The sequence below is a fragment of the Belnapia sp. genome, from assembly GCF_059504005.1.
The window spans coordinates 88,625-113,483 of the sequence record NZ_JCACHU010000089.1; the positions used below are offsets into that span (position 1 = coordinate 88,625).

General features: G+C 72.8%; 24 protein-coding genes. 9 read left to right on the forward strand and 15 right to left on the reverse strand.

Annotation, left to right across the window (positions count from 1 at the left end):
• The 5 genes from AC5JJ1_RS13305 to AC5JJ1_RS13325 form a co-directional block, all read right to left on the reverse strand.
• A complete protein-coding gene (locus AC5JJ1_RS13305; protein WP_495785586.1) occupies positions 1 to 1,188 on the reverse strand; it encodes an efflux RND transporter periplasmic adaptor subunit in 1,188 nt (395 codons plus the stop codon).
• Between the two features lie 161 nt (positions 1,189 to 1,349).
• A complete protein-coding gene (locus AC5JJ1_RS13310; protein WP_495785587.1) occupies positions 1,350 to 2,180 on the reverse strand; it encodes a universal stress protein in 831 nt (276 codons plus the stop codon).
• 10 nt (positions 2,181 to 2,190) lie between these two features.
• Positions 2,191 to 3,372, reverse strand: coding sequence for an MFS transporter (locus AC5JJ1_RS13315; RefSeq protein ID WP_495785588.1), 1,182 nt, complete (start codon positions 3,370 to 3,372; stop codon positions 2,191 to 2,193).
• A 165-nt stretch (positions 3,373 to 3,537) separates the two neighbouring features.
• Positions 3,538 to 4,929 carry an FAD-binding oxidoreductase gene (locus AC5JJ1_RS13320; RefSeq protein ID WP_495785589.1) on the reverse strand — a complete coding sequence of 464 codons (1,392 nt, stop codon included), beginning with the start codon at positions 4,927 to 4,929 and terminating at the stop codon, positions 3,538 to 3,540.
• Between the two features lie 55 nt (positions 4,930 to 4,984).
• Complete coding sequence (locus AC5JJ1_RS13325; RefSeq protein ID WP_495785590.1) at positions 4,985 to 5,845, reverse strand: dimethylarginine dimethylaminohydrolase family protein; 861 nt, start codon at positions 5,843 to 5,845, stop codon at positions 4,985 to 4,987.
• Between the two features lie 274 nt (positions 5,846 to 6,119).
• Here AC5JJ1_RS13325 and AC5JJ1_RS13330 point away from each other — a divergent pair, with 274 nt between their 5' ends.
• From AC5JJ1_RS13330 to AC5JJ1_RS13340, 3 genes are read left to right on the forward strand one after another with little or no spacing between them, the layout of a single operon-like run.
• Positions 6,120 to 6,884, forward strand: a complete 765-nt coding sequence (locus tag AC5JJ1_RS13330; RefSeq protein WP_043337841.1) for an HpcH/HpaI aldolase family protein — start codon at positions 6,120 to 6,122, stop codon at positions 6,882 to 6,884.
• The gene (locus AC5JJ1_RS13335; RefSeq protein ID WP_495785591.1) at positions 6,885 to 7,823 is read left to right on the forward strand and encodes an ABC transporter permease; all 939 of its coding nucleotides are present in this window, start codon (positions 6,885 to 6,887) and stop codon (positions 7,821 to 7,823) included.
• Complete coding sequence (locus AC5JJ1_RS13340; RefSeq protein ID WP_495785592.1) at positions 7,823 to 8,641, forward strand: ABC transporter permease; 819 nt, start codon at positions 7,823 to 7,825, stop codon at positions 8,639 to 8,641. Before AC5JJ1_RS13335 ends, AC5JJ1_RS13340 begins: the two co-directional genes overlap by 1 nt.
• Here AC5JJ1_RS13340 and AC5JJ1_RS13345 read toward each other — a convergent pair.
• From AC5JJ1_RS13345 to phaR, 6 genes are all read right to left on the reverse strand, one after another.
• Complete coding sequence (locus AC5JJ1_RS13345) at positions 8,589 to 9,644, reverse strand: EamA family transporter (protein WP_495785593.1); 1,056 nt, start codon at positions 9,642 to 9,644, stop codon at positions 8,589 to 8,591. The two genes, AC5JJ1_RS13340 and AC5JJ1_RS13345, sit on opposite strands and share 53 nt — an antisense overlap.
• Before the next feature lie 268 nt (positions 9,645 to 9,912).
• Entirely contained in the window at positions 9,913 to 10,623 is a 711-nt protein-coding gene (locus AC5JJ1_RS13350; RefSeq protein ID WP_495785594.1) for a ribonuclease activity regulator RraA, read from the reverse strand.
• On the reverse strand, positions 10,620 to 11,378 hold the full coding sequence (locus AC5JJ1_RS13355) for a hypothetical protein (RefSeq protein ID WP_495785595.1): 759 nt from the start codon (positions 11,376 to 11,378) through the stop codon (positions 10,620 to 10,622). The genes AC5JJ1_RS13350 and AC5JJ1_RS13355 overlap by 4 nt, the downstream gene beginning before the upstream one ends.
• Before the next feature lie 120 nt (positions 11,379 to 11,498).
• Positions 11,499 to 12,254, reverse strand: a complete 756-nt coding sequence (locus tag AC5JJ1_RS13360) for a hypothetical protein (protein WP_495785596.1) — start codon at positions 12,252 to 12,254, stop codon at positions 11,499 to 11,501.
• Between the two features lie 93 nt (positions 12,255 to 12,347).
• Positions 12,348 to 12,830, reverse strand: coding sequence for a helix-turn-helix domain-containing protein (locus tag AC5JJ1_RS13365; RefSeq protein WP_495785597.1), 483 nt, complete (start codon positions 12,828 to 12,830; stop codon positions 12,348 to 12,350).
• A gap of 89 nt (positions 12,831 to 12,919) precedes the next feature.
• A complete protein-coding gene (gene phaR, locus AC5JJ1_RS13370) occupies positions 12,920 to 13,540 on the reverse strand; it encodes a polyhydroxyalkanoate synthesis repressor PhaR (RefSeq protein WP_495785598.1) in 621 nt (206 codons plus the stop codon).
• Between the two features lie 264 nt (positions 13,541 to 13,804).
• Here phaR and AC5JJ1_RS13375 point away from each other — a divergent pair, with 264 nt between their 5' ends.
• The gene (locus tag AC5JJ1_RS13375) at positions 13,805 to 15,010 is read left to right on the forward strand and encodes an alpha/beta fold hydrolase (RefSeq protein ID WP_495785599.1); all 1,206 of its coding nucleotides are present in this window, start codon (positions 13,805 to 13,807) and stop codon (positions 15,008 to 15,010) included.
• A gap of 61 nt (positions 15,011 to 15,071) precedes the next feature.
• Positions 15,072 to 16,247 (forward strand): acetyl-CoA C-acetyltransferase, encoded by a 1,176-nt coding sequence (locus AC5JJ1_RS13380; protein WP_495785600.1) that lies wholly within the window; start codon positions 15,072 to 15,074, stop codon positions 16,245 to 16,247.
• 74 nt (positions 16,248 to 16,321) lie between these two features.
• Here AC5JJ1_RS13380 and AC5JJ1_RS13385 read toward each other — a convergent pair whose 3' ends face one another.
• The 3 genes from AC5JJ1_RS13385 to AC5JJ1_RS13395 all read right to left on the reverse strand — a co-directional run bounded on the left by AC5JJ1_RS13385 (position 16,322) and on the right by AC5JJ1_RS13395 (position 20,143).
• Positions 16,322 to 17,407: an SMP-30/gluconolactonase/LRE family protein gene (locus AC5JJ1_RS13385; protein WP_495785601.1), complete on the reverse strand. Its 1,086-nt coding sequence runs from the start codon at positions 17,405 to 17,407 to the stop codon at positions 16,322 to 16,324.
• A 187-nt stretch (positions 17,408 to 17,594) separates the two neighbouring features.
• Entirely contained in the window at positions 17,595 to 19,205 is a 1,611-nt protein-coding gene (locus tag AC5JJ1_RS13390) for an ABC transporter substrate-binding protein (RefSeq protein WP_495785602.1), read from the reverse strand.
• A 212-nt stretch (positions 19,206 to 19,417) separates the two neighbouring features.
• Positions 19,418 to 20,143 carry a methyltransferase domain-containing protein gene (locus AC5JJ1_RS13395; RefSeq protein WP_495785603.1) on the reverse strand — a complete coding sequence of 242 codons (726 nt, stop codon included), beginning with the start codon at positions 20,141 to 20,143 and terminating at the stop codon, positions 19,418 to 19,420.
• Between the two features lie 62 nt (positions 20,144 to 20,205).
• On the opposite strand from AC5JJ1_RS13395, the gene gloB reads away from it, so the two are divergent.
• Both gloB and AC5JJ1_RS13405 read left to right on the forward strand, forming a co-directional pair.
• Positions 20,206 to 20,934 carry a hydroxyacylglutathione hydrolase gene (gloB, locus tag AC5JJ1_RS13400; protein WP_495785604.1) on the forward strand — a complete coding sequence of 243 codons (729 nt, stop codon included), beginning with the start codon at positions 20,206 to 20,208 and terminating at the stop codon, positions 20,932 to 20,934.
• 32 nt (positions 20,935 to 20,966) lie between these two features.
• Entirely contained in the window at positions 20,967 to 21,371 is a 405-nt protein-coding gene (locus AC5JJ1_RS13405) for a cupin domain-containing protein (RefSeq protein WP_495785605.1), read from the forward strand.
• 7 nt (positions 21,372 to 21,378) lie between these two features.
• Here the strand turns inward: AC5JJ1_RS13405 and AC5JJ1_RS13410 are convergent, their stop codons facing one another.
• Positions 21,379 to 22,308 (reverse strand): ATP-grasp fold amidoligase family protein, encoded by a 930-nt coding sequence (locus AC5JJ1_RS13410; RefSeq protein ID WP_495785606.1) that lies wholly within the window; start codon positions 22,306 to 22,308, stop codon positions 21,379 to 21,381.
• Between the two features lie 228 nt (positions 22,309 to 22,536).
• Here AC5JJ1_RS13410 and AC5JJ1_RS13415 point away from each other — a divergent pair, with 228 nt between their 5' ends.
• Together AC5JJ1_RS13415 and AC5JJ1_RS13420 are read left to right on the forward strand one after the other, a co-directional pair.
• Positions 22,537 to 23,763, forward strand: a complete 1,227-nt coding sequence (locus AC5JJ1_RS13415; RefSeq protein WP_495785607.1) for an MFS transporter — start codon at positions 22,537 to 22,539, stop codon at positions 23,761 to 23,763.
• Positions 23,760 to 24,857 (forward strand): mandelate racemase/muconate lactonizing enzyme family protein, encoded by a 1,098-nt coding sequence (locus AC5JJ1_RS13420; protein WP_495785608.1) that lies wholly within the window; start codon positions 23,760 to 23,762, stop codon positions 24,855 to 24,857. The genes AC5JJ1_RS13415 and AC5JJ1_RS13420 overlap by 4 nt, the downstream gene beginning before the upstream one ends.
• Positions 24,858 to 24,859: the final 2 nt, after the last annotated feature.

The following is a 24,859-nucleotide window of genomic DNA, read 5'->3' on the forward strand; positions in this document are numbered from 1 at the left end:
TCAGCCCGGCCGGCCGCCGGGGGCTGGGGCGCCGGGTGGCCTGGCGCCTGGCGGCGGCGCGCCGGCCGGGCCCGCATTCACCTCCTGGCCCGGCCGCACGCGCTGCAGCCCCTCGCTGATCACCTGCTCGCCCGGCTGCAGCCCGTCCTCGATCACCACCTGGTCGCGGATGGTGCGGCCGAGGCGGACCGGGCGGCGCTGCGCCTTCTTCTCGTTGTCGACGACGAGGACGTAATTGCCTCCCTGGTCCTGGAGGACGGCGGCGCGCGGCAGGACGATGGCCTGCACCGGCTCCACGCCCTCCACCGCGACGGTGACGAACTGGCCGTCGATCAACTCCCGGTCGCCGGGGCTGCCGGCCTGGACGCCCGGGCGGCGCGGGTTCGGGATCAGGGCGCGGATCAGCAGGCTGTCGGTGTTGCGGTCCACCTGGGTGTCGATGAACTCGATGCGCCCGGCCTGGGGATAGGGGCGCCCATCGCTCAGCCGGACGCGGACGACCACCGCGTTGACGCCGCCGCGCGGCTCGTAGCGCGCCTGCAGCTCGCCGGCGGCGCGGGAGCTGACGGTGAAGACGACGCGCATCGGGTCCTGGCTGACGACGACGGCCAGCGGCTCGGTCAGCGTCGGCGTGACCACGTTGCCCGGCGTCAGGCTGGCGCGGCCGATCTTGCCGTCGATGGGCGAGAGGATGTCGGTATAGCCAAGGTTGATCTCCGCGACGCGGACGGCGGCCTGGGCGCCGAGCAGCTGGGCATTCGCCGTCCGCTCCTGCGCCTGGGCGTTGTCGAGGGCGACCCGGGTGCCGGCGCCGGTCGATTGCAGCTCCCGCGCACGGGCCAGCGCCACGCGGGCATTCTCGAGCGTCGCCTGGGCGGAGGCGACATTGGCCCGGGCCTGCTCCAGCTGCGCCTCGAAGGGCGGCTTCTCGATGCGGAAGAGCACGTCGCCGGCCTTCACCTCCTGGCCCTCGGTGAAGGCACGCTCCTGAAGGAAGCCAATGACGCGGGCGCGGATCTCGACGCGGTTCACCGCCTCGATGCGGCCGGTGAACTCGGTGCTCTCGGTGACCGGCTGGCGGTTGGCCGGGGTGACGCCGACCGCGGGCGGTCCCTGCGGCCCGAACTGGGCCTCGGCCGGCAGGGCGAGCACCGTGAGCAGGAGGGCAGCGGACAGTCGACGCATCATGCGAGTCATCCGGGACAAGACGGCTGGCGATACCAGGGCGTCCCCCCCGGGACCAGAGACTTTATCTCAAATGGCGACCAATGACCGGGGCGCAAGCTTGCGAAAGTGTCACGGCCGTGAACCCTGGGCTGCGCGCCGCGGCCGCCCTTTGCAGCCGGATGTCAGGGCACTGCGAGGATGGGGCAGGGCGCCCCGTGCAGCAGCCGGCGGCTCGTCGACTCATGCAGCAGGGCGCTCAGCCCGGCGGTCCCGAAGCCGCCCATGACGAGCAGCCGGGCCGGCAGCCGCGCCGCCTCGGCGAGCAGCAGCGCGGCCGGGTCGTGGCCGCGGGCGGCGCGCTCCTCCACCGCCAGGCCATGGCGGCGGAGGAAGGCGGCGCCCTCGGCGGCGAGGCGGGCGGCCACGGCGGCATGCGGGTCGGCGGCGAGCAGCGTCACCGCCGAGCCCTCGGCGAGGCCAAGCTGGGCCAGGGAGGCGAGCGCCCGCTGCGCCGGGGCGGAGCCGTCATAGCCGGCCAGCACCGGCCCCTCGGCCGGGGCGGCGGCCGGGATGACGAGCAGCGGCCGCGCGCCGTCACGCAGCAGGGCGGGGATGACGGGGGCGAGCCCGTCATCCGCCCGCTCGAGGCCGAGGGTGCTGTCGCGGCCAAGGATCAGGAGGTCGTGCCGCGCCCCGGCGCGCAGCAGGGCGGGCTCCGGCGCCTCCTCCAGCAGCAGCGCCTCGACGGGGAGGTCGCCGGCGGCCTGGCGGGCGGCGGCGAAGGCGGCCTCCGCCTCGGCCTGGAGGCGGGCGGCGCGGGCGGCGTCGCGCTGGGCGGCGAAGGCGGCGCCGCCGATCGGCATGGCCTCATGGCCGCCCGAGGTGTGGGGGCGGTCGAGGATGGCAGCCGCCGTCAGCGCCGCGCCGCTGCGGCGGGCGAGGGCAATGGCGGCATCGCGGGCGGCAAGGGCCCCCGGCGTGTCGTCGAGGGCGAGGAGGAGGCTCTGCAGCATCCCGGCGAGCTTAGGCCCGGTGTCGGAGCAGGAGGAAGCCGCTCGTGCAGAGGATCAGCGCGACGGCGAGGCTGGCCAGCGCCGCGCCGACCCCGGCCCAGGCGGCGGCGAGGCCGGAGACCGCCTGCATCACCGCCGCCCCGCCGAAGAAGGCGATGTTGACCGCCGAGAGCGCCCGCCCCGCCCGCTCCGGCGGCACCGCGGCGCGGACCTGGCCGAAGACGACGGACTGGACGGAGATCAGCGCGCCGATCAGGGCGAAGATCGTCGCATCCCAGGCGGAGGGCAGGCTGCGCCCGGCGATGAGGGCGAGAACCAGCCCCGCCACGGCATAATGGCTGGCGGCGAGCATCAGCACGGGGCGGCCGATCCTCCGCTCCGCCCAGCCGCAGATCACCGGGGAGACGGTCAGCGCGAGGGCGCAGAGCGAGAGGATGTGCCCGGCCTCGATGCGGGTGAGGCCCTTCGCCTCCATCAGCCAGGGCCCGCCCCAGAGGCCGCGCAGGCCGAGCACGACGGCGAGGCTGGCGAAGCCGAAGACCATCAGCGGGCGGAGGCCGGGCGAGGCGGCCATGGCGACGACCTCGCCCGCATCCTGCCAGATCGAGCGGCGCCCGCCCTGCGGCGGGGGCGGGTGGCGGACGGTCAGCGCCACCGCGAGGAAGGCGAAGGCCGCCATCCCCGCCGTCGCCAGGAAGCCGGCGCGCCAGCCCTGAAGGTCGACCAGCCAGGCGAGCGGGCTGCCCGAGAGCAGCATTCCCGAATTGCCGAGGGTGAGGATGATGCCGGACCAGAGCGAGAAGCGCGCGGCGGGCACGGCGCGGGCGGCATAGGTCATCGGCCCCATCAGCATCCCGGCGCAGCCGATGCCGAGCACGATCTGCGCGGCCAGCATGCCGAGCGCGTTCGGCGCGAGCGAGGCGAGCACCGCGCCCGTTCCGGCGATGCCGAGCACGGCAAGCGCCGTCCGCCGCACCCCGAAGCGGTCGAGCGCGACGCCGACCGGCACCATGGCCAGGGCGAAGGCAAAGGCGAAGGCGCCGGTGACGGCGGCGAGGCCATCGGGCGAGAGGCCGAGGTCGCGCTGCAGCACGTCGGCGGCGAGCGCGGGGAGGGTGCGCACCGCGTTCGAGAAGACATGGCCCAGCGTCAGCGCCAGGATCGGCACTGCCGGCCCGCGGATCGGCGGCATCGGCTAGGGCGTGCCAGCGAGGGGCTGCGGCGCGCCGCGGCGCGCCCTGTCCGTCATGGCGGCGTCCCCGGGCCTGCCGATGCAGCCGGCATCGGCTGCATCCGCCTCCTGGCCGCGCGGAAACATCCCTCGCCGATCCATCGCCGGTTCCTGCGCAGGCATGCCCTAGTTCCGGAACATCTTGCCTGGGTTGAGGATGCCCTTGGGGTCGAAGCTGGTCTTGATGCCGCGCATCAGCGCCAGCGCCTCCGGCCCGTGCTCCTGCTCCAGGAACTCCCGCTTGCCAAGGCCCACGCCATGCTCGCCGGAGCAGGTGCCGCCGAGCGCCAGGCCGCGCGCCACGATCCTGCGGTCGATCTCCCAGGCCTTTTCATGGCCCTGCGGGTCCTCCGGGTCGTAGAGGATGACCTGGTGGAAATTGCCGTCGCCGACATGGCCGACGATGCAGGTCGTGGCCCCCGCCGCGACCGCATCCGCCTTGGCGCCGAGGATCGCCTCGGCAAGGCGCGAGATGGGGACGCAGACATCAGTGGTGATGGCGCGGTAGCCGGGGATCAGCGCGACGGCGGCCCAGTAGGCGTCGTGCCGCGCCTTCCAGAGGCGGTTGCGGGATTCGGCATCCGTCGCCCAGGCGAAGCCCTCGCCGCCCAGCTCGGCGGCGATGGCCTCGACTGTCTCCGCCTGCTCCTGCACCGCCGCCGGGCTGCCGTGGAATTCGAGGAAGAGGGTCGGCGTGGCGCGGTAGCCCTCGAGCTTCGAGTAGTTGATGGAGGCCTGCATCTGGTCGGCGTCGAGCAGCTCGATGCGGGCGACGGGGATGCCGGCCTGCATGGTGGCGATGGTCGTCTCGACCGCGGATTTCAGGTCGGGGAACTGGCAGACGGCGGCCGACATCGCCTCCGGGATGCCGTGCAGGCGGAGGCGGACCTTGGTGATGACGCCGAGCGTGCCCTCGGAGCCGATGAAGAGCCGCGTCAGGTCGTAGCCGTTGGCCGCCTTGCGGGCGCGGCCGCCGGTTTGGATGACGCGGCCGTCGGCGAGCACGACTTCGAGGCCGAGGACATTCTCCCGGATGGTGCCGTAGCGCACGGCGGCGGTGCCGCTGGCCCGCGTCGCGCACATGCCGCCGATGGTGCAGTGGCTGCCCGGGTCGACGGGGAAGAACATGCCCTGGTCGCGCAGGTAGTCGTTGAGCTGGTGGCGGGTGACGCCGGGCTCGATCAGGCAGTCCATGTCCTCGGCATTGACCTCGAGGATGCTGGTCATGCGGCTGAGGTCGAGCGAGATGCCGCGCCGCACCGGGTTCACATGCCCCTCGAGGCTGGTGCCGGCCCCGAAGGCGACGAGCGGGACGCCGTGCTGGTTGCACAGCGCCAGGATGCGGCTGACCTCCTCCGTGCTCTCGGGGAAGGCGACGGCGTCGGGCAGGGTGGGCGGCGTCTGGTCCTCGCCGCGGCTGTGCTGCTCGCGCACCGCCTGGGCGGTGGAGAGACGGTCGCCGAGCATCGCGCGGAGGGCGGCGATGACGGCATCGGCGGGGGAGGCGATGGTGTTCATGGCGGTCCTTTCCGGGCCGGCCGATTCAGACCCATGGGTGCACGGCGCCCTTCGGTCATCGGACGGCATCCTCCTCCCGCGCGAGCGGGCAGGTCAGGCAGTGCGGGCCGCCGCCGCCGGCGGTGAAGAGCGAGAGGGCAGGGTCCAGCACGGTGAGGCCCTCGGCGCGGAGGGCGGCGTTCAGCTCGCGGCTTTCGGCGGCCGATATCACGCGGCCCTCGCCGAGGGAAAGGATGTTGCAGCCGAGCGCCATCGCCGCCCGGTAGGGGACGGGGAGGCAGCGGATGCCATGCGCGGCCAGCCACTCGCGGAAATCCTCCGGCAGCACGTCGAGGCAGGCGACGGCGAGGCCGGGGGCGGCCAGACAGAACAGCACGTCCAGATGCAGGAAATGCTCGTCGAAGGGCTGGATGCGGACCTCCCAGCCCTCGGCGCGGAGCCAGCCGGCGAGTTGCTCCGCGCCGTCGAGGTCGGTGCGGCCGCCCGAGGCGCCGATCAGGGCGAGGCCGGGGCGGAGGATGTGGACATCGCCGCCCTCCAGCGTCCCGGCCGAGGATTTCCGCCAGAAGCGGCCGCGGTGCCAGTCGATCAGGGCGGCGTATTCGCCGCGGCGCTGCGGGCGCTCGAGCTGGCAGAGGACGGGGCCGCGATGCGTCACCACCACGCTGTCGCGGGTATAGGCCATGTAGGGGAGGTGCGGCTCGGGCGGCAGGTGGTGGACCTGGGTGCCGGCCCCCTCCAGCGCGGCGACGAGCTCGCGGTGCTGGGCCTGCAGGCCCTGGAGGTCGGGCTGGCCGCTGCCGGCCAGCGTGCGGCGGGCGATGCTGTTGGTCGGCAGCCACCGGTAATGGTCGGGGGCGCAGACCAGGACATCGGTCAGGCGGCCGGTTTCTGAGGCGACGATCCAGTCGGGCATGGGCGCAGCGTGCCGGGCCGGCGGGGCGGCGTCCAGTGACGGGCTCCAAATGCCTCAAGGGCTCAAGGTGAGGGCGAACCAAGCCCTTGATATCGCACGGCTTCGGCAAGAAATTGAGGGTTTGAGGGTTTGAGGAGGGGCCGGGCGGGGCGTGGCCGGTGGCGGCGCGCATCCTAGCAGGGATCAGTACAAGTACGCAATGTCCTCCCTCCGTTGACGCCCCTGCGGCCCGCGCCTAGCGTCGATCTCGCGAACGGAATCCGAGGGGGAAACGATGCCCAACAAGGTCAAGGCAGCATGGCAGGCCGGCAAGGCCGTGGTGAATGGCTGGCTCGCCATTCCGAACGCCTTCAGCGCCGAGATGTACAGCCAGGCCGGCTGGGACAGCGTCACCGTCGACATGCAGCACGGCGTGCAGGACTACCTCTCCTGCGTCGCCTGCTTCCAGGGCATCCAGCCCTCCGGCGCCACGCCCATGGTGCGGGTGCCGTGGAACGAGCCGGGCATCATCGGCAAGGTGCTGGATGCCGGCGCCTATGGCGTCATCTGCCCGATGGTGAACACCGAGGCCGAGGCGCGCGCCCTCGTCCAGTATTCGAAGTACCCGCCGCGCGGCACGCGCAGCAACGGGCCGATCCGCGCCGGCGTCTATGGCGAGGCGGGCGGCTACCAGAAGACCGCCAATGACGAGATCCTGGTCATCCCGATGATCGAGACGCAGACGGCGCTCGACAACCTCGAGGCCATCCTCGACGTGCCGGGGATCGACGCGATCTATGTCGGGCCCTCCGATCTCGGCCTCTCGCTCGGCATGATCCCGATCCTCGACCGGGAGGAGCCGGAGATCCTCAAAATCTACGAGCGGCTGATCAAGGAGACCTCGAAGCGCGGCATCGCGGCGGGGCTGCACAATTCCTCGCCGAAATACGCGAAGAAGATGATCGACATGGGCTTCAAGCTCGTCACCGTCGGCGGCAACGATGTCGGGCTGATGGTCAATGCGGCGAAGGCCGCGATCAAGGAAGCCCGCGGCGGCTGAATGCTGCGCCTTGTCGCCGGCAGGCTGGTGCAGATCGGGGTGGTGCTTGCCCTGCTCTCGGCGCTGGTCTGGCTGGCGATGGGGCTGATGCCCGGCGACCCGCTCGACCTCGCCATGGCCGCCGACCCGCGGCTGACGCCAGCCGATGCGGCGCGGCTCCGGGCGCTGCACGGGCTCGACCGGCCGCTCGGCGAGCGCTACCTCGCCTGGGCGGCGGCGGTGCTGCGCGGGGAGTTCGGCTTCTCGCGCCTCTATGCGGTGCCGGTTGTCGAGGTGCTGGGGCCGGCGCTGCGCTCGACCCTCGTGCTGCTCGGTTGGGCGCTGCTGCTCTCGGCGGGGATCGGCATCGGGCTCGGCGTGGTCGGGGCGGTGCGGCGAGGCGTCGGCGTCCTCGCCGAGGGGCTGGCGCTGCTGGCGCAGGCCATGCCGGGCTTCTGGCTCGGCATCCTGCTCATCATCCTCTTCGCGGTCGAGCTCGGCTGGCTGCCGGCGGGGGGGACCGGGGAGGGCCAGGGCCTCGGCGAGGCGGCGCGCTTCCTGCTGCTGCCGGTGGCGACGCTCGCCTTCGTCAACATCGCGGCCTATGCCCGGCACAGCCTCTCCGCCATGCGGGAGGAGATGGCGCAGCCCTATATCCGCACGGCGCGGATGAAAGGGCTCTCGCCGCGGCAGGTGATCTGGGGGCATGCCTTCCCCAATGCGGCGATCCCGGTGGTGACGGTCGCGGCGCTCGATGCCGGCAGCCTCGTCTCCGGCGCGCTGGTGACGGAGACCATCTTCGCCCGGCCGGGGATGGGCAAGCTGATCTACGACAGCATCATGGGCAACGACTACAACCTGGCGCTGCTCGCCCTGCTGCTGGCGGCGCTGGTGACGATGCTGGCGACCCTCGCGGCCGACATCGCGCAGCGGCTCATCGATCCGCGGCTGACGCGCTGATGCGGCTGTGGCTGGGCCTGGCGCTGATCGGGTCGCTCGGGCTTGGGGCGGCGGCGGCGGGATGGGCGCAGGCGTTGCTGGGGGCCGATCCCTTCGCGCCCAACCTGCTGGCGCGCTACGGCGAGGCCGGCGCCGCGCATCCGCTCGGGACCGACGAGCTGGGGCGGGACGTGCTGCTGCGGCTGCTGCATGGCGGGCGGGTCTCGCTCGCCGTCGGGCTGGCCGTGGCGCTGGGGGCGACGGGGCTCGGCACGGCGGCGGGGCTGCTGGCGGCCTGGCGCGGGGGCTGGGTCGATGCGCTGCTGATGCGGGTGGCGGATGGGCTGCTGGCGCTGCCAGCGCTGCCGCTGCTCGTCGTGCTGGCCGCCGTCGACACCGGGCGGTTCGGCCTGCCGAGGGGGGAGGCGGCGTCGGACATCCTGCGCATCGTGCTGATCCTGGTCGCCTTCGGCTGGGTCGGGACGGCGCGGCTGGCGCGGGCGGCAGCGCTCACCCAGCTCTCGCTCGACTATGTGGCGGCGGCCCGGGTCTGCGGGGCCAGCGGGGCGCGGGTGCTGCTGCGGCATGTGCTGCCGAACATCGCGGGGCCCATCGGGGTCGCCGCGGCGCTGGCGGTGGCGGGGGCGATCCTCGCCGAGAGCACGCTGAGCTTCCTTGGCTTAGGCATCCAGCCGCCGGCGCCGTCCTGGGGGAACATGCTCTCCAACGCGCAGGAGATGGTGTTCTCGGCGCCGCTTCAGGCGGTATGGCCGGGGCTCTGCATCCTCATCGCGGTGGCGGGCTGCACGCTGGTGGCGGATGGGGCGCGGCGGCGCTGACCGGGGCGGCCTCCCCCAGCGGATAGGGCGTGACGATCAGGCGGCGGTGGCCGTGGCCCGAGGTCAGCGGGTGCCGCGCCGGGCCGGAGTCCCCCGACTGCGCGGAGACGATGAGGCAGACGCCGGCGACGACGATGGCCGTGGCCAGCATCGCCTGGGCGGTGAGGGGCTCGGCGAAGAGCAGCCAGCCGAGGCCCATCGCCACCACGGGATTCACGTAGGAGAAGGTGGTCGCCACCGAGGGCGCCACGGTGGCGGCGAGGTAGCCGTAGGCGGTGAAGCCGACCACGGCGGTCAGCGTCAGCCAGCCGAGGCCGAGCCAGGATTGCAGCGAGACGGCGTGCCAGTCGAGCGCGGCGATGTCGCCCATGGCGCCGGCGGCGGCGAGCAGGACGGCGCCGCCGCAGAGCAGCTCCATTCCCGCCGCGAGGCGCGGGTCGTCCGGCAGGCCGGCACGGGGCGCGAGCACCGCGCCCAGCGCCCAGGCGCATTGGCTGGCCACCAGCAGCGCGATGCCGAAGGGATCGAGATCGGCGCCGGGGCGGAGCAGGAGGCCGAGGCCGGCGACCCCGACCACCAGGCCGATCAGGGCCCGGCGGGCCGGCCGCTCGCGGAAGAGCAGGTAGCCGAGGCAGGCGGCGACGATCGGCAGCAGGGCGGACATCACGCCGGCGACGCCGGAGGGCACAGTCTTCTGGCCGAAGGTGGCGACGCCGGCGCCGAGGGCGAGGATCAGCATCCCGATGCCGCAGGCGGCGAGCCAGTGGCGCGGGCCCGGCCGCGGCGCGCCGGCGGCGCGGGCCCAGGCGAAGAGGATCGCGCCCCCCGCAATCCCGCGGATGCCGACGAGGAGCAGCGGCGGCAGCGTGTCGAGCGCCGCCCGGGCGCCGGCCGGGCCGGAGCCGAAACTGGCATAGGTGGCGAGGAGGGCGAGCGGGATGCGCCAGTCCCTGGCGCGCGGCAGCAGGCGGGCCAGGGGTGCCGGCGCGGCCCGGGCGCTCAAGGCCGGGCGGCTCCGGCAGGGCGGCGGCGGCATGCTTCGCAGTCTGGACGGGCCATCGACGCCTCCGGCAATCACCGCAAGCAGGGCCGAACACGGGAGGCGGGCGAAAGTTCGGGCCCTGGGCCGGTTTCCGCCCGGCCGGGCCCGCGGACGGCGATCCAGGCCCCCGTCCTGGGTGGTCCGCCCCGCGGCATGTCCGTTGCACGCGGGTTCGCCGGCCATGCCGCGGGCTGTTGCCGTCGGGGCAGGTTCACGCCCCTCGGCCGGCCTATCGGCCTCTCTCGCTCCGCCAGGCGGCGAGGAGCTCGCGGTTCCGCGGGTCCGTCATTGGGTAGAGGCCGCGGAGGCCCGCGCCGGCCGCAACCCGCTCCTGCACGAAATCCTCGACGACGGTCTGCTCGAAGGCCTCCTCAGCGACCTGGTCGGCGAGGTGGGCGGGGATGCAGACCACGCCCTCGCCGTCGCCGACCATGATGTCGCCGGGATAGACCGGGACCTCGCCGCAGGCGATGGGGATGTTCAGGTCGGCGGCATGATGGCGGATGAGGTTGGTCGGGGCGCTCGGGGCGGCGTGGTAGATGGGCCAGGGCATCTGCGCGATCTCGGGCGTGTCGCGGAAGCCGCCATCGGTGACGGCACCGGCGGCGCCGCGGGCCATCAACCGCGTCAGCAGGATGCCGCCGGCGCTGGCGGCCTTCGGGTCGCCGCGGCTGTCGACGACGAAGACGCTGCCGGCCGGGCATTCCTCGATGCCCCTGCGCTGCGGGTGGCCGGGGTCGAGGAAGGCGTCGAGCCTGTCGAGATCCTCGCGCGCCGGGATGTAGCGGAGGGTATAGGCGGGGCCGACCATGCGGGGGGCCGAGGGGTTCACCAGGCGCGGGCCCTGGAGGAAGAGGTTCCGGAAGCCGTGCTTGAAGAGGACGGTGGTGAGGGTGGCGGTGCTGACCTCGGCAAGCCTGCGGCGGGTTTCCGGGTTCATGGCATCCCCTGGGCGCTGACGTGGCCGGCGCAGTCTGCGGGCAGTGGCGCGTCGCTGTCGAGGAAGCGGGCCAGGCAGGGGCCGAAGCGGGCGTCGAATTCCGGGTCGCGGGCGGCGCCGTGGCCGGCCGGGGCCTCGGGGCGGTCGAGGACCAGGGCCTCGGCGCCATGCCGCCGCATCGCCTCGCGGAAGGCGGCGGCGCGGGCCTCCGGGTCCGGGTCGTAGGGGTCGTCGCGGAACAGGGCGAGGGCGCCGCGATGCAGCGCCTCGGGCGCCATGCCGTCGAGCGCGGCGCGGAAGGCGGCGAGGGCCTCGGGGCGGCGGGCCGGGTTGGTGCCATGGGCGGCGGGGGCGAGCAGCAGCATCGCATCGGCGAGCCTCGGCATGGCGAGGGCGGCGAGGGCGAGGAAGGCGCCGCGGGATTCGCCGAGGATGACGATGCGCCGGTAGCCCTCGGCGCGGAGGCGGGCGCTGCCCTCGGCCAGCGCCGCGGCACCGGCCTGGAGCGGGTCCCGGCCGCCGCCGATGCGGTCGAGGCGCCAGAGGTCGTAGGCGGCGAGGCGCGCGGCGAAGGGCGGCAGGCCCGGCGGCGGGCCCTCGGTGTAATGGGCATGGGCCCAGATCAGCGCGCCCGCGGCATCGGCCGGGCCGCGCATCGCCATGTCCGGGGCGGGGCGGAGGATGCGGCCATCCGCGGCCCGGGCCGCGGTGGCGAGGGGGAGGAGAAGGGCGGCGCGGCGGCCGATCATCGGCATGCCGCCGGGCCGCGCTGCCGGGAGGGCCTCCGCAGGGTTGCGCCCGCAGGCGCTGCCTGAGCTGGTGCCTGAGCGAGCAAACCACCCCTCCCGGGCGATGCCACCCGTCCGGACCCCGCTTTACCGATCCGGCAGCCAGATCTCCAGCGTACCCTGGCTTGGCGCGGGCTCGAAATTGCGGAAATCCTGGATCGCCCAGCCGCGGCCGAGGCGGCCGGCGAGGCGGGCGGCCGCCGCAGCATCCTCGGTGTGGAAGTAGCGCACCACGCGCTGCGAGGGGGTGGCGCCGACGGCGCGCAGCTCGACCAGGTCGAAGCCGCCCTCGCGGAGCTGGGGGGCAAGCTCGCTGGCGATGCCGGCCGCCGCGGCGGAGCCGGCGCGGAGATGGACGTAGACGCGCGGCTGGCTGGGCGGCGCTGCGGCGGCGGCAACGGGCTCCGGCAGACGGAGCGGGCGGGGCGGCGGGGCGAGCTGCTGCGGCGGCGCGCCCGCCTGGGCGGCGGCCAGGTCGCGCCGACTGGCGGCGAGGTCGCGGCGGAGGCCGGCCAGGTCCGTCTCGGCCGCGACGCGCGCCTGGCGGAGGGCGGCAAGCTCGGCCTCGGCCGCGGCGCGGGCCTGGCGGATGCTCTCGAGCCGAGCCTGCTCGGCGGCGATGTCGGCCTGAAGGCCGGCGCGCTGGGCGGCGAGGTCGGCAGGGGGAAGCGCCGGGGGAGCTGCCGTGAGGGCCGGGGCGGCGGGCGCGAGGCTCGGCTGGGGGGTGGGGGCGAGGCTCGCCACCGGGGCCGGGGCGCGCTGCGGGGGCGGGCGCAGGCCGAGGCCAAGCGCCAGCCCGCCCGCGAGCCCGGCCAGGGCCAGCACCAAGCCGGCCGGCCCCATCCAGGAACTACGCTTCTTCGGCCGCAGCAGCGGGGGTGCGGGCGGTCGCCTCGATACAGCCAACGAACTACCTCAAGTCGGTGAGGGAGCGCCTCAGTGGCGCTCCTCCGACTCAACGGCGAGCTCGCGCTCCGGGTTCTCGGCAAGGCTCTGGGCGGCGAGCGCCCTGGCCATCTGGCTCAGCGCCTCTTGATGCTTCTCGTTGTCGATCAGGGCAAAGTTGCGGGCGAGCTCCAGGCACATGCGCTGGCGCGGGGAGATCTCGCTCGGCTCCTGCTCGTCGTTCAAGCCCTCGAAGAACCAGGAGACGGCCACGTTCAGCACCTGGGCAATCTCGAAGAGACGGCCGGCGGAAATGCGATTCAGGCCGCGCTCATACTTGTGAGCCTGCTGGTAGGTAACCCCGATCATACGGGCGAGTTGCTGTTGGGAGAGGCCCATCATCACCCGCCGCTCCCGGATCCGGGCGCCGACATGGCGGTCCGCCGCATTGGCCCGCTGGCCCATCTTGGCGGCGGCCGGGCGCGGCGTACCGGTCTCGGTGCTTGCTGGCATATTGTATCCCTCGGAGCCCATTGTTGTCTCACCTTGGGCAATGCCGTGGGATGGTCCCCGTTCCACCGCAGCGCGTGACGAACGCGTGATGGAGGCAGAACGGTCCGGATTCACCCGGTGCGCGATGCATCAGGTTTGGATTGTTGCAGCGTGGCCAGCTGCTGGCGGAGGGATTCGACCTCGGCCTTGAGCGCCTCGATGGTCTGGGCGGCGCCCTGGTGCCCGCCCTGGGGCGGCTCCGCCTGGCGGAAGGGGGAGAAGAGGTTCATCGCCCGCTCCATCATCGCCATGTTCTGCTTGCTCACTTCCTCGATGGTCGGGAAGGGCATGAGGCCGCCCATCGCCTGCTCCATGGAGTGCCGCATCTGTGTTTGCTGGCGGGCGAAGCCGTTCATTGCCACGTCAAGGTAGCGGGGGAGGACGGTCTGCAGGCTGTCGCCGTAGAAGCCGATCAGGTGGCGGAGGAAGCCCTCGGGCAGCAGGTTGCGGCCTTTCGACTCCTCCTCGACGATGATCTGCGTCAGGACGGAACGGGTGATCTCCTCGCCCGATTTGGCATCGTAGACCACGAAGTCGCGGCCCTGGCGGACCATTCCGGCCAGATCCTCCAGGGTGACGTAGCTCGAGGATTCCGTGTTGTAGAGGCGACGGTTGGCATACTTCTTCACCACCACGGGCGTGCTTGCGGGAGGTTCGGGCGCCGGTTCGGCGCGGGCGGTGCTGTCGGCCATGACGTTTCCGATGCGGTTCTTGCGTGTAGGGCCGAACAGAGTAGCACGGCGGAACGGCCCGCGCGGAAGCGGGTTTTTGCGTCGCACACAATCGCGCGCGGGGGTGCGACATGGCGGAAGAGGGGGAGCTCGACCGGCTGGCGGAGGAATGGATCGGGCTTTGGCAGGAGGAGATCGGGGCGCTCGCGGCGGATGCCGACATGGCGGCGGCCTGGCGGCTGATGCTCGGCGGCTGGCCGAGCGGATGGCCCGGGGGCGCGGCGCGTGAGGCGGGGGCCGCGGCCGCTGCCGCTGCATCTCGGCCTCCTGGCGATGCGGCGGTGGGCGGCGATGGCGGCGCTGCCGCTGGCCTCCTCGGGCGGATCGCCGAGCTCGAGGCCCGGGTGGCCGCGCTCGAGGCCGGAGCTGGAGAGGCTCGCCGGCCGGCTCGCCGCAAGCGGCCATCCGCCTGAAGCCTTCGCTCGCGCGGTCTGGCGGGCGCTCGCCCGGGCCGATGCGGCGCTGCTGGCCGGCATCCGGGCCTATCGGCGGCATGCCTGGCGGCGGCAGGCGCCGGCGCTGCCGGTGCTCTGGGCCGAGGGGGGGAGCCGGCTGCTCGACTATGGCGGGCAGGGCGCGACGGTGCTGGTGGTACCCTCGCTGGTGAACCGGGCGGACATCCTCGACCTGATGCCGGAGGCCTCCATGCTCCGCTTCCTGGCGGGGCAGGGGGTCCGGGTGCTGCTGCTGGATTGGGGCGAGCCGGGGCCGGTGGAGCGGAGCTTCGGGCTGACGGACTACATCGCCGGGCGGCTGGAACGGGCGCTCGGGGCGGTGGATGAGCCGGTGGTGCTGGTCGGCTACTGCATGGGCGGGCTGCTGGCGCTCGGCGCGGCGCTGCGGCAGCCGGGGCGGGTGAAGGCGCTCGGCCTGCTGGCAACGCCATGGGATTTCTGGGCGGAGGATGCCGGGCGGGCCAGGGCGCTCGGGGCGCTGCTGCCGGGGCTGGAGCCGCTGCTGGCGGCGACCGGGGCGCTGCCCGTGGATGCGATCCAGGCGCTGTTCGCGGCGCTCGATCCCTTCTCCATCGCCGAGAAGTACCGCGGCTTCGCGGCGCTGGACCCGGAGAGCGCGCAGGCCCGGCGCTTCGTCGCGCTGGAGGACTGGCTGAACGACGGCGTCGCGCTGGCGGCGCCCGTAGCGCGCGAGGTGCTCGGCCAGTGGTACGGGGCGAATGCGCCGGCGCGGGGGGAGTGGCGGGTCGCGGGCGAGGCGGTGGAGCCGGGGCGGCTCGGCATGCCGGCCTTCCTCGCCATCCCGTCGCGCGACCGGATCGTGCCGCCGGCCTCGGCCCTGGCGCTGGCGAAGTCCCTGCCCGGGGCCCTGGTGCACGGTGCTGCGGCCGGCCATATCGGCATGGTGGCCGGCCGGGGAGCCGAGGATGCGCTGTGGCTGCCGCTGCGGCGATGGCTCTCGGAGCTCGACTTGTAGCCTGGGGCGGCGCGGGTCCAAACTGCGCCGCAGCACAGCAAAAAAGGTAGGGAAGCCAGACATGACCGATATCGTCATCGCCTCCGCGGCGCGCACGCCGGTGGGGAGTTTCTCCGGGGCCTTCGCCAGCTTGCCGGCGCATACGCTCGGCACCATCGCGCTCAAGGCGGCGATGGAGCGGGCCGGGGTGCGGCCGGAGGAGGTGGACGAAGTCATCCTCGGGCAGATCCTGACCGCGGGCGCGGGGCAGAACCCGGCGCGGCAGGCGGCCGTCGCGGCCGGCATCCCGGTGGAGCGGACGGCCTTCGGCATCAACCAGCTCTGCGGCTCCGGCCTCCGCGCCGTCGCGTTGGCGGCGCAGCAGATCGCGACCGGTGACGCCAATATCGTCGTCGCCGGCGGGCAGGAGAGCATGACCCAGGCGCCGCATGCGCAGCAGCTTCGCGCCGGGCAGAAGATGGGCGACCTGCAGCTGGTCGACACCATGATCAAGGACGGGCTGTGGGATGCCTTCCACGGCTACCACATGGGCACCACCGCCGAGAACGTCGCGCAAAAGTACCAGATCACCCGCGAGCAGCAGGACGAGTTCGCCGCCGCCTCCCAGCGCAAGGCGGGCGAGGCGATGAAGGCGGGGCGCTTCCGCGACGAGATCGCGCCGGTGACGGTGAAGACCCGGAAGGGCGAGGTCACCATCTCCGACGACGAGTATCCGAAGCCGGAGACGACGCTCGAGGTGCTGCAGAAGCTGCGCCCGGCCTTCAGCAAGGACGGCACGGTGACGGCGGGCAATGCGAGCGGCATCAATGACGGCGCCGCGGCGCTGGTGGTGATGTCGGCCGAGGAGGCGCGGAAGCGCGGCATCACGCCGCTGGCGCGCATCGCCTCCTGGGCGACGGCGGGCGTCGACCCCTCGATCATGGGCACGGGGCCGATCCCGTCGAGCCGGAAGGCGCTGCAGAAGGCGGGCTGGGACATCTCGACGCTCGACCTGATCGAGGCGAACGAGGCCTTCGCGGCGCAGGCCTGCGCGGTCAACAAGGACCTTGGCTGGGACACCTCGAAGGTGAACGTGAATGGCGGGGCGATCGCCCTCGGCCATCCGATCGGCGCCAGCGGCGCGCGGGTGCTGAACACGCTGCTCTTCGAGATGCAGCGGCGCGAGGCGAAGCGCGGCCTGGCGACGCTCTGCATCGGCGGCGGCATGGGCGTCGCGATGTGCCTGGAGCGGGTGTAAACTGGCGGCGGGGCCCGGGGGGAAGCTTTCCCCCCCGGCGGAGGGTGCGGGGAGGCGGAGCCTCCCGCAATCGTTCAGCAGAAATGCGCGCCGCGCGTCTCGACCGGCACCATGTAGAGCGATTGGCTCGCCGTCATGTAGAGGTGGTTCCGCCGCGCCCCGCCGAAGCAGAGATTGGCGCAGATCTCCGGCAGCCTGATCTGGCCGATGCGCTGGCCGTCGGGCGCGAAGACATGGACGCCGTCATAGCCCTCCCCGACCCAGCCAGCGCCGACCCAGACATTGCCCTGCTCGTCGCAGCGGAGGCCGTCGCCGAAGCCTGACTTCCCGCCCATCTCCATGTCGCAGAAGGTGCGCGGGTTGGAGAGGCGCGGGCCGTCCACGTCGAAGGCCCAGATGATGTTCTTCGCCGCGTCGTAATGCGTCTTGCCGCTGTCGGCGACGTAGAGCCGGCGGTAGTCGGGCGAGAAGCAGAGGCCGTTCGGCTTGAAGGGCTGGTCTGCGACCTTGGCCACCTGGCCGGTCTGCGCGTCGATCCGGTAGATCGCCTCCTTGATGAAGGGGCGGGGGCTGCTGGCGGATTCGGGGGTGCGCTGGCCCTCGTAGTTCATCAGCGCGCCGTAGCCGGGGTCGGTGAACCAGATGGCGCCGTCCTGCGGATGGACGACGCCGTCGTTCGGCGCGTTGAAGGGGCCGTCCGGACCGCGGGCGGCGAGCACGGTGGTGCTGCCGTCCGGCTCGTAGCGCAGCACGTCACGGTGGAAGTGGCGGAAGGCGATCTGCCGGCCCTCGCGGTCGAAGGTGTTGCCGTTGGAGAAGCCGGAGGGGCTGCGGAAGCGGCGATGGACGGAGTGGTCCTCCTCGACGAGGCGGAGGCATTCATCGGCCGGGATGTCGGACCAGATGAGGAAGCGGCCGTTGGCATGCCAGGCCGGGCCCTCGGCCCAGCCATAGCCGGTGCCGAGGCGGCGGATAGCGGTGTTGCCGAGCCTGGCGGTGAAGCGCTTGGGGTCGATGGCGACGATATCGGCATCCGGGTAGCGGACGGGGGCGGCGCCGCGGTCGTAGCTGCGCTGGGCATTGGCCGGGATGGCGGCGCCGGCGGCGAGCGCTCCGGCGAGCGCGCCGAGCGAGCGGCGCCCGATGATGGGATCTGCCATGCGTTTCCTCTCCCTCGCCGCTTCGGGTGCGGCGTGAGCGTGATCGCCCCAGGCCGGAACGGCCGGAGGCGTGAATCACGCGATCAGACGAAGGTCCTGCCCGCCGCCGGCCTACTTGCGAGGACCGGCGGCGGACGGGAGGAAGGCTGGCACGGGCGTTGCGGCTTCGGGCTTCGCGATGGCGTGGTTACGCCAGCGTGGTGAGGTCCTGGAACCAGTGCTGGGCCTGGGTGTAGCCGCGGACCTTGCCGGTTGCCGCATGCGGGTTGGTGTCGTGGACGACGAAGACCAGGAGGGCCTCGTCGACCGCCTTCTCGTGGACCTTCGCCATCAGGCGGTCGACCTCGGCCGGGTCGAAATTCTGCGTCGCGGCGTCGATCAGGCGGTCCATCTCGGCGTCGCGGTAGTGGCTCCAATTCACGCCCGTGGGCGCGATCTGCTTCGAGTGGAAGAAGCGGATCAGCGCATAGAGCGGGTCGCTGGTCACGTAGGCGACGTTGTTGGCGGTGACGTTGCGGGCCAGTTCGCCGCCGGCGCCCTGGCGCCAGCAGGTGTAGAGGACCTCGAGCTCGACGGGCTCGAACTCGACCTCGATGCCAACCTCGCGCCAGCTCTGCTGGACGTACTCGTTCATCGGCATCGACAGCATCTGGCCGCTGCCGCCGGTGGCGACGAGGAAGCGCGTCCTCAGCGGGTTGCGCGGGGTGAAGCCGGCCTCGGCCAACAGGCGCCGCGCCTCGGCCGGGTCGTGGCGGACCTTGAAGCTCGGCTTGCCGAACCAGGGGGAGCTGGGATCGACGACGCCGAGGGCTGGCTTCGCCAGGCCGTTCATCAGGGCGACGACGCCGTCGCGGTCGATGGCGAGGTTGGCCGCTTTGCGAAGGCGGAGGTCGCGCCAGGGCGACTTCTCCAAGAGGCTCAGATGGTAGTTCCAGACATGCGGCGTGACGTTCTCGATGATCCGCGCACCGGACTGCTTGAGGCGCGGGACCAGGTCGGGCGCCGGGCTCTCGATGAAGTCGACCTGGCCGGTGAGGAGGGCGTTGGTGCGTGTCACCGCATCGGGGGCGCAGACGAGGATGACGCGGTCGGCCTTCGGGATGCGCCTCGGGTCCCAGTAGGAAGGGTTGCGGACCAGCTCGGCGCTGGCGCGCGGCGTCAGCTTCGCCAGGCGGAAGGGGCCGGTGCCGCTGGGCTCGAAGGCGAACCTCTCCCAGCTCCGGCCGAGCTTCTCGTACTGCGCGGGGGAGGAAATGAGGAACCAGAGCATCTGGTAGGGGAAGATGCTGTCGACGGACTTGGTCGTGACCTCGACGGTCATGGCGTCGAGCTTGCGCCAGGCGGCGACGGAGGGCAGGCGGGGGCGGACCTGCGCGGCCTGGCGGTTGTCGAAATGCGGCGCCTGGGGGTTCAGGACCTTGTCGAAATTCCAGATGACGGCATCGGCGTCGAAGCTGGAGCCGTCGTGGAATGTCACGCCCTCGCGCAGCTTGAAGGTCCATTTGGTGCGGTCGGCGGGGTTGGCCTCCCAGCTTGTCGCCAGGCCGGGGACCAACTTTCCGGGGCGGTCGGCGACATCCATCTCCCAGGCGACCAGCGGGTCGTAGATGGTGTGGCCGGTGAACTGGTAGGCGCCGGCGCCACGGTCGGGCTGGCCGGTGGTCTGCGGGATGTCGGCCATCGAGATGCCGTAGCGGATCACGCGCTCGGCTTGGGCGGCGGCGGTGGGGATTGCCCAGTCATTGGGCATGAGGGCGAGGCCGGATGCGCCGAGAAGGGCGCGGCGGGAGAGGGACATGCGGGAACCCCGGGCTTGAGTGTCGCCGGGCGGGAGCAATCCCCGTGCCGGAACGGTCAGGCGGGGAGGGTGGCGACCAAGGTGCGGGCGAGCCTGCCGGCGAACGGCATCGCCGCATCGGCCGGCGCGGGGCGAGGGCCGAACTGGCGTCGCCCTCGGCGGAAAGCCTCCCATCGGCGGCCTTGCCGGGAACGGCCGTTTGGCAATGCCAGCTAGGCCGTCTCCGCCGCCACCACCCGGCGCCGGAGCGCATGGGCGGGCGCGGCGCCAGCCGGGACCATCTCGGAGAAGTCCTTGGTGGCCTCCATCAGCGCGACGCCGCCGAAGCCCGGGCAGAGCCGGCCGCCCAGGCGGTCCCAGGCCCCGGCGCCGCGCAGCAGCAGGCGGGTGCGGAAGGGCGGGATGAAGAGCGCGGCCTCGCGCCTCGTGACGGCGAACATCTGCCGGCGGAGCAGGCGCTCGAGCTGGCCGGCCGAGAAGGGCTCGCCATGGCCGAAGGGGGTATGCTCGAGATGCGCCCAGAGGCCGAGCCGATTGGGGACGACGACCAGCAGCCGGCCATCGTCCTTCAGCACGCGCCAGGCCTCGCGCAGCAGGCGGCGGGCATTCTCGGCATGCTCCAGGCCGTGGACCAGAAGGATGCGGTCGAAGAAGAGGTCGGGGAAGGGCAGCGTCTCGCCTTCGCCTATGGCGGTGCGGCTGCGGGCGCTGCGCGGCCAGCGCCATTCCGGCAGATGCGGGGGGAGGAGGCTGACGCAGCGGGCGCCGCCCCGGTGCCAGACCCGCAGGAAGGGGCTGGCATAGCCGAGGCCTAGCAGCGCCGCCCCGCGCGGCAGCTCCGGCCAGACCGTGCGCAGCCGCTCGCGCAGCAGGCGCGCGGCGACCAGCCCCGCCGGGGTGGCATAGAAATCCCGCAGGCCGTGGACCTCATGGCGCATGGGGAGGATATAGGACGGATCGGCCCCCAAGTTCACGGGGCAGCGTGAAGGAGATCCCCGCCATGCCGGTCTCGGCCACCGCCATCCCCTGCCTCTCCGACAATTACGCCTGGCTGCTGCGGGATGCGGCGACGGGGACGGTCGCGGTCTGCGACCCGGGGGAGGCGGGGCCGGCGATCGCGGCGCTGGAGGCGGCCGGGGGGCGGTGCGACCTCGTCCTGCTGACGCACCACCATGGCGACCATGTCGCAGGGGTGGAGGAGGTCAGGGCCAGGTTCGGGGCGAAGGTGGTGGGGGCGGCGGCGGATGCGCACCGGCTGCCGAAGCTCGACCTGGCGCTGAAGCCGGGGGAGGGCGTGAAGGTCGGGGCGACGGAGGGGGTGGTGATCGACACGCCGGGCCACACCGTCGGGCATGTCGCCTTCCATTTCCCGGAGGGCGAGGTGCTGCTCTGCGGCGACACGCTCTTTTCGCTCGGCTGCGGGCGGCTGCTGGAGGGGACGCCGGCGCAGATGTTCCACTCGCTCCAGGCGCTGGCGGCGCTGCCGGAGGCGACGCTGGTCTGCTGCGGGCATGAATATACCGAGAGCAACGCTCGCTTCGCGCTCACTGTCGAGCCGGAGAATGCGGCGCTGGAGGAGCGCGCACAGGAGGTCACGGCGCTGCGGGCGGAGGGGCGCGCGACGGTGCCGACGCGGATCGGGGAGGAGAAGGCGGCCAATCCCTTCCTCCGGGCGCGGGATGTGGCGCGGCTGGCCGCGATCCGCGCGGCGAAGGACAATTTCCGCTGAACCTCCGCGAGCCCGGGCTCGAGGCGGCGGCGGTGATCGCGGCACTCGGCCTCCGCCCGCATCCCGAGGGCGGGCATTACCGCGAGACCTGGCGGGACGCGCCGGCGGATGGCGGCCGGGGCGTTGGGACCGCGATTCTCTACCTGCTCGCAGCCACGGAGCGGAGCCACTGGCACCGGGTCGATGCGGCCGAAGGCTGGCACTGGCATGCCGGGGCGGCGCTGGCGCTCGACCTTTCCGCGGATGGCAGGGCGGTCGAGGGGGTGAGGCTCGGGCCGGATCTCGGGACGGGAGAGCGGCCCTTCGCCCTGGTGCCGGCAGGCTGCTGGCAGGCGGCGCGGAGCCTCGGCGCCTGGACGCTCGCCGGCTGCACGGTGAGCCCGGCCTTCCGCTTCGAGGGTTTCGAGATGGCGCCGGCAGGCTGGGCGCCGGGCTGACCCAGGCTCAGCCGGGCGCCGGGTAGCCGGCCTTGCCGCGCAACCGGCCGGGGGCGGGCCTCGCGCGGCTGCGCTGGCGCAGCGCCTCGCCCCACATCTCGCCGACGGCCAGATCCTTCTCGTAGGAGCCCAGCGAGAGGGAGGCGGCGCCGGTATAGTGCGTCAGCTCGCCGAAGAGCGGGCGGCCGTCGATCAGGTAGAAATCGACGCGGACGGCATCGAAATCCGCGCCGAGCCGGGCGGCGAGGTCGCGGAGCACGCGGGCCTCGGGCGGCGGAGCAGGATCGTCCGGATAGTCGGCTGGGTTGAAGCAGCCAAGATCGAGCGGCTCCAGCGTCTGCGGGTCGTAGTAGAAATGCCGCTTGTCGGTGAAGCGGTCGCGAATCACCTTCAGCAGGCGCGGCTGGCCGCCGAAGACGAAGAGCTTGTAGTCGTCCGGCGCGCCGCCGTCGCGGCCGCGCAGGAACTCCTCGACCAGGATGCGGCGCGGGATGTCGCGGTAGCCCCATTCGCGGGCATGGTCGTAGTAGTTCTCGGCCAGCCAGCCATCGAGGGTGCGGATGGCCTCTGCGCGGTCCTGGCTCGCCTTGTCGGTAACGAGGAGGTTGTAGGCGCAGCCGTGGTTGGTCTTGGCGACGAAGCGGCTGGGCAGCTCGTCCCAGGGAATGTCGCGCGCCCGGCGCCAGGTGCCGATCAGCGGGACCAGGAACTCGGCGCCGATGCGCGCGGCGACCCAGTCGCGCACCCGGACCTTGTCGAGCGTCAGCGGGATGAGCGGGTTGCGGTCGTCGAGGATCTTGCGCGCGAGGCGCTCGTTGAAGGTGCGCGGTTGGCGGAGATCGGGCTCGTAACCGAGGGAGGCGCGCATCGTGTTGCGCAGGCGCCGCTCGGCGCGGAGCCGGTCGAGCCAGGGGATGCGGTCGGCGGCGGCATGCATGAGGGGCCGCCAAGGCAGCGCCGGCCGAGCACGGCCAAGTGAATCCAGGCGCAATGCGGCCTCCGCTTCTCAAATCGTCACGCCTTGGTAGCGACGCGCACCTATGGGTTAACGAAGCGCCATGTCCCCGGTTTCACGGCGGCGGCATTACATCCGCCTCGGCATCGGCTGGCCAGCGGCCCGGCTTCGCGCCACCATGGGCGAAAGCGCCAGGAGGAAACCATCAGCGTGACCGCATCCGCGGCTGGGCAGCCGCGGCTCCTCGCCCTGCCGGATTTCCGGCGGCTCTGGACCGTCGGGCTCGTCATATTCCTCGTGCGCTGGCTGGAGACGCTGGCGGTCGCGCTGTTCACCTGGCAGGCAACGGGCTCCGCCTTCCTCGTCACCATGATGGGCATGCTGCGCATCCTGCCGATGGGGCTCTTCGGCGCGGTGATCGGGGCGCTGGCGGAGCGGGTGGAGGCCTGGGCGGCGCTGCTCGGCATCGTGCTCGTCAGCCTGGCGACCTCGCTGACGCTCGGGGTGCTGGCGCAGCTCGGGATGCTCGAGGTGTGGCACCTGGCCATGGCGGGCTTCGTCAACGGCCTGTCCTGGGCGGCGGACAACCCGGTGCGGCGGATGATGGTCGGCGAGGTGGCGGGAATGGCGCGGATGGGCGCCGCCATGTCGGCCGATGTCGGGGCCAACAATGCGAGCCGGATGCTGGGGCCGACGCTCTCGGGCCTCATCTTTGCGGCCCTCGGGATCAAGGGGACCTTCTTCGTCTCCGCCGGGCTCTACCTGCTGGCGGTCGTGACAATGCTGCGGCTGCGCTACCGCAGCGGCGTGCGGGCGGCGGACGGCACCGGCGTCGGCGCGCGCATCGGCGAGGGGCTGGCGGCGGTGCGCGAGGACCCGAGGCTGGCCGGGACGCTACTGGTCACCGTCATCTTCAACGTCTTCGGCTGGCCGGTCACCAGCCTCGTGCCGGTGATCGCGCAGGACCGGCTGGGGCTCGGGCCGGAGGCGGTGGGCGTGCTCGCCAGCATGGACGGCGTCGGCGCCTTCCTCGGCGCGCTCGCCGTGGCCGCCTGGGTGGGGCCGGCGCGCTACGGGCAGTGCTACCTCGGCGGCATCACGCTCTACTTCGCCATGCAGGTGCTGTTCGCGCTCGCGCCGCACCCTGCGGCGGCGGGGGTGGCGCTGCTGCTCACGGGCTTCGGCCAGGCGGGGTTCAGCATCATGCAGGCGACGCTGGTCTACCGGCTGGCGCCGGCCGCGCTCCGGAGCCGGGTGCTCGGGCTGCTCTCGGTCTGCATCGGGATCGGGCCGGTGGGCTTCGTCCATATCGGGCTGCTGGCCGACTGGCTGGGGGCCCCGGCGGCGGCGGCGATCAGCGGGGCGGAGGGGTTGCTGGCGCTGCTGCTGACGCGCAGGCTCTGGCGGGCCATCCGGAACGGGGAGGAGAGAGCGTGAACGACCTGACCATCCGCGCGCTGCGGACGACCCTCCTGCGCCTGCCCTGGCCGGAGGATCCCTGGCTCGCCGGGCATCCGCTCGGGCCGATGCGGGACTTGGTCGTGGTCGAGGTGGAGACGGCTTCCGGCCTCACCGGCATGGGCTACCTCCACCTGCTGACCCTGCCGCTGCAGCGGACCATCGGCCTCTGCATCGAAGAGGCGATGGCGCCGCGCGTCATCGGGCGGAGCGCGACGGAGGTGGAGGGGATCTGGCAGGACCTCTGGCGGATGAGCGTGACGGGCGGGCGCGGCGGCGTCACCATGATGGCGCAGTCGGCGATCGACATCGCGCTCTGGGACATCCTCGGCAAGTCGGCGGGGCTGCCGCTGCACCGGCTCTGGGGGCATGTGCGGAGCGCGATCCCCATCTATGGCAGCGGCTGCTTCCGCGGCTCGCTCGGCGAGGGGATGGCGGCGAAGGCGCAGCATTACGTCGGGCAGGGCTACCGGGCCATCAAGATGCAGGCGGCGCATATCGGCGATTGGCGGCAGGATGTGCGGAACCTGCGGATGGTGCGCGACGCCGTCGGGCCGGATGTCGAGATCATGATCGACATCAACATGGGCTGGACAGCCGACCAGGCGATCATCGCCGGCCGGGCCTTCGAGGATTACGACCCCTACTGGATCGAGGAGCCGGTGCTGCCGGACGACTTCGCCGGCTACCTGCGCTGCGCCGAGGCGCTGACGACGCGGGTGGTGGGCGGGGAAACGCATTTCGGCCGGGCCGACCTGAAGCCGGTACTCGAGAATCCCCGCCTGCCGATTCTGCAGCCGGACCCGATGCGGGGCGGGCTGACGGAGCTGCGCAAGATCGCGGTGGTCGCCGAGACCTGGAGGATGACGGTCGCGCCGCACCTCTTCCCGGAACTCAACGTGCACCTGCTGGCGAGCATCCCGAACGCCGCCTGGGCGGAGCAGATGGGGCTGCTCGACGACCTCTGGGTCGAGCATCCGCGGATCGAGGCGGGGATGATCCATGCGCCGGAGACGCCGGGGCATGGGCTCGCCTTCAGACCGGAGGTAATGCGGGACTTCGTGCTGCGGTGAGG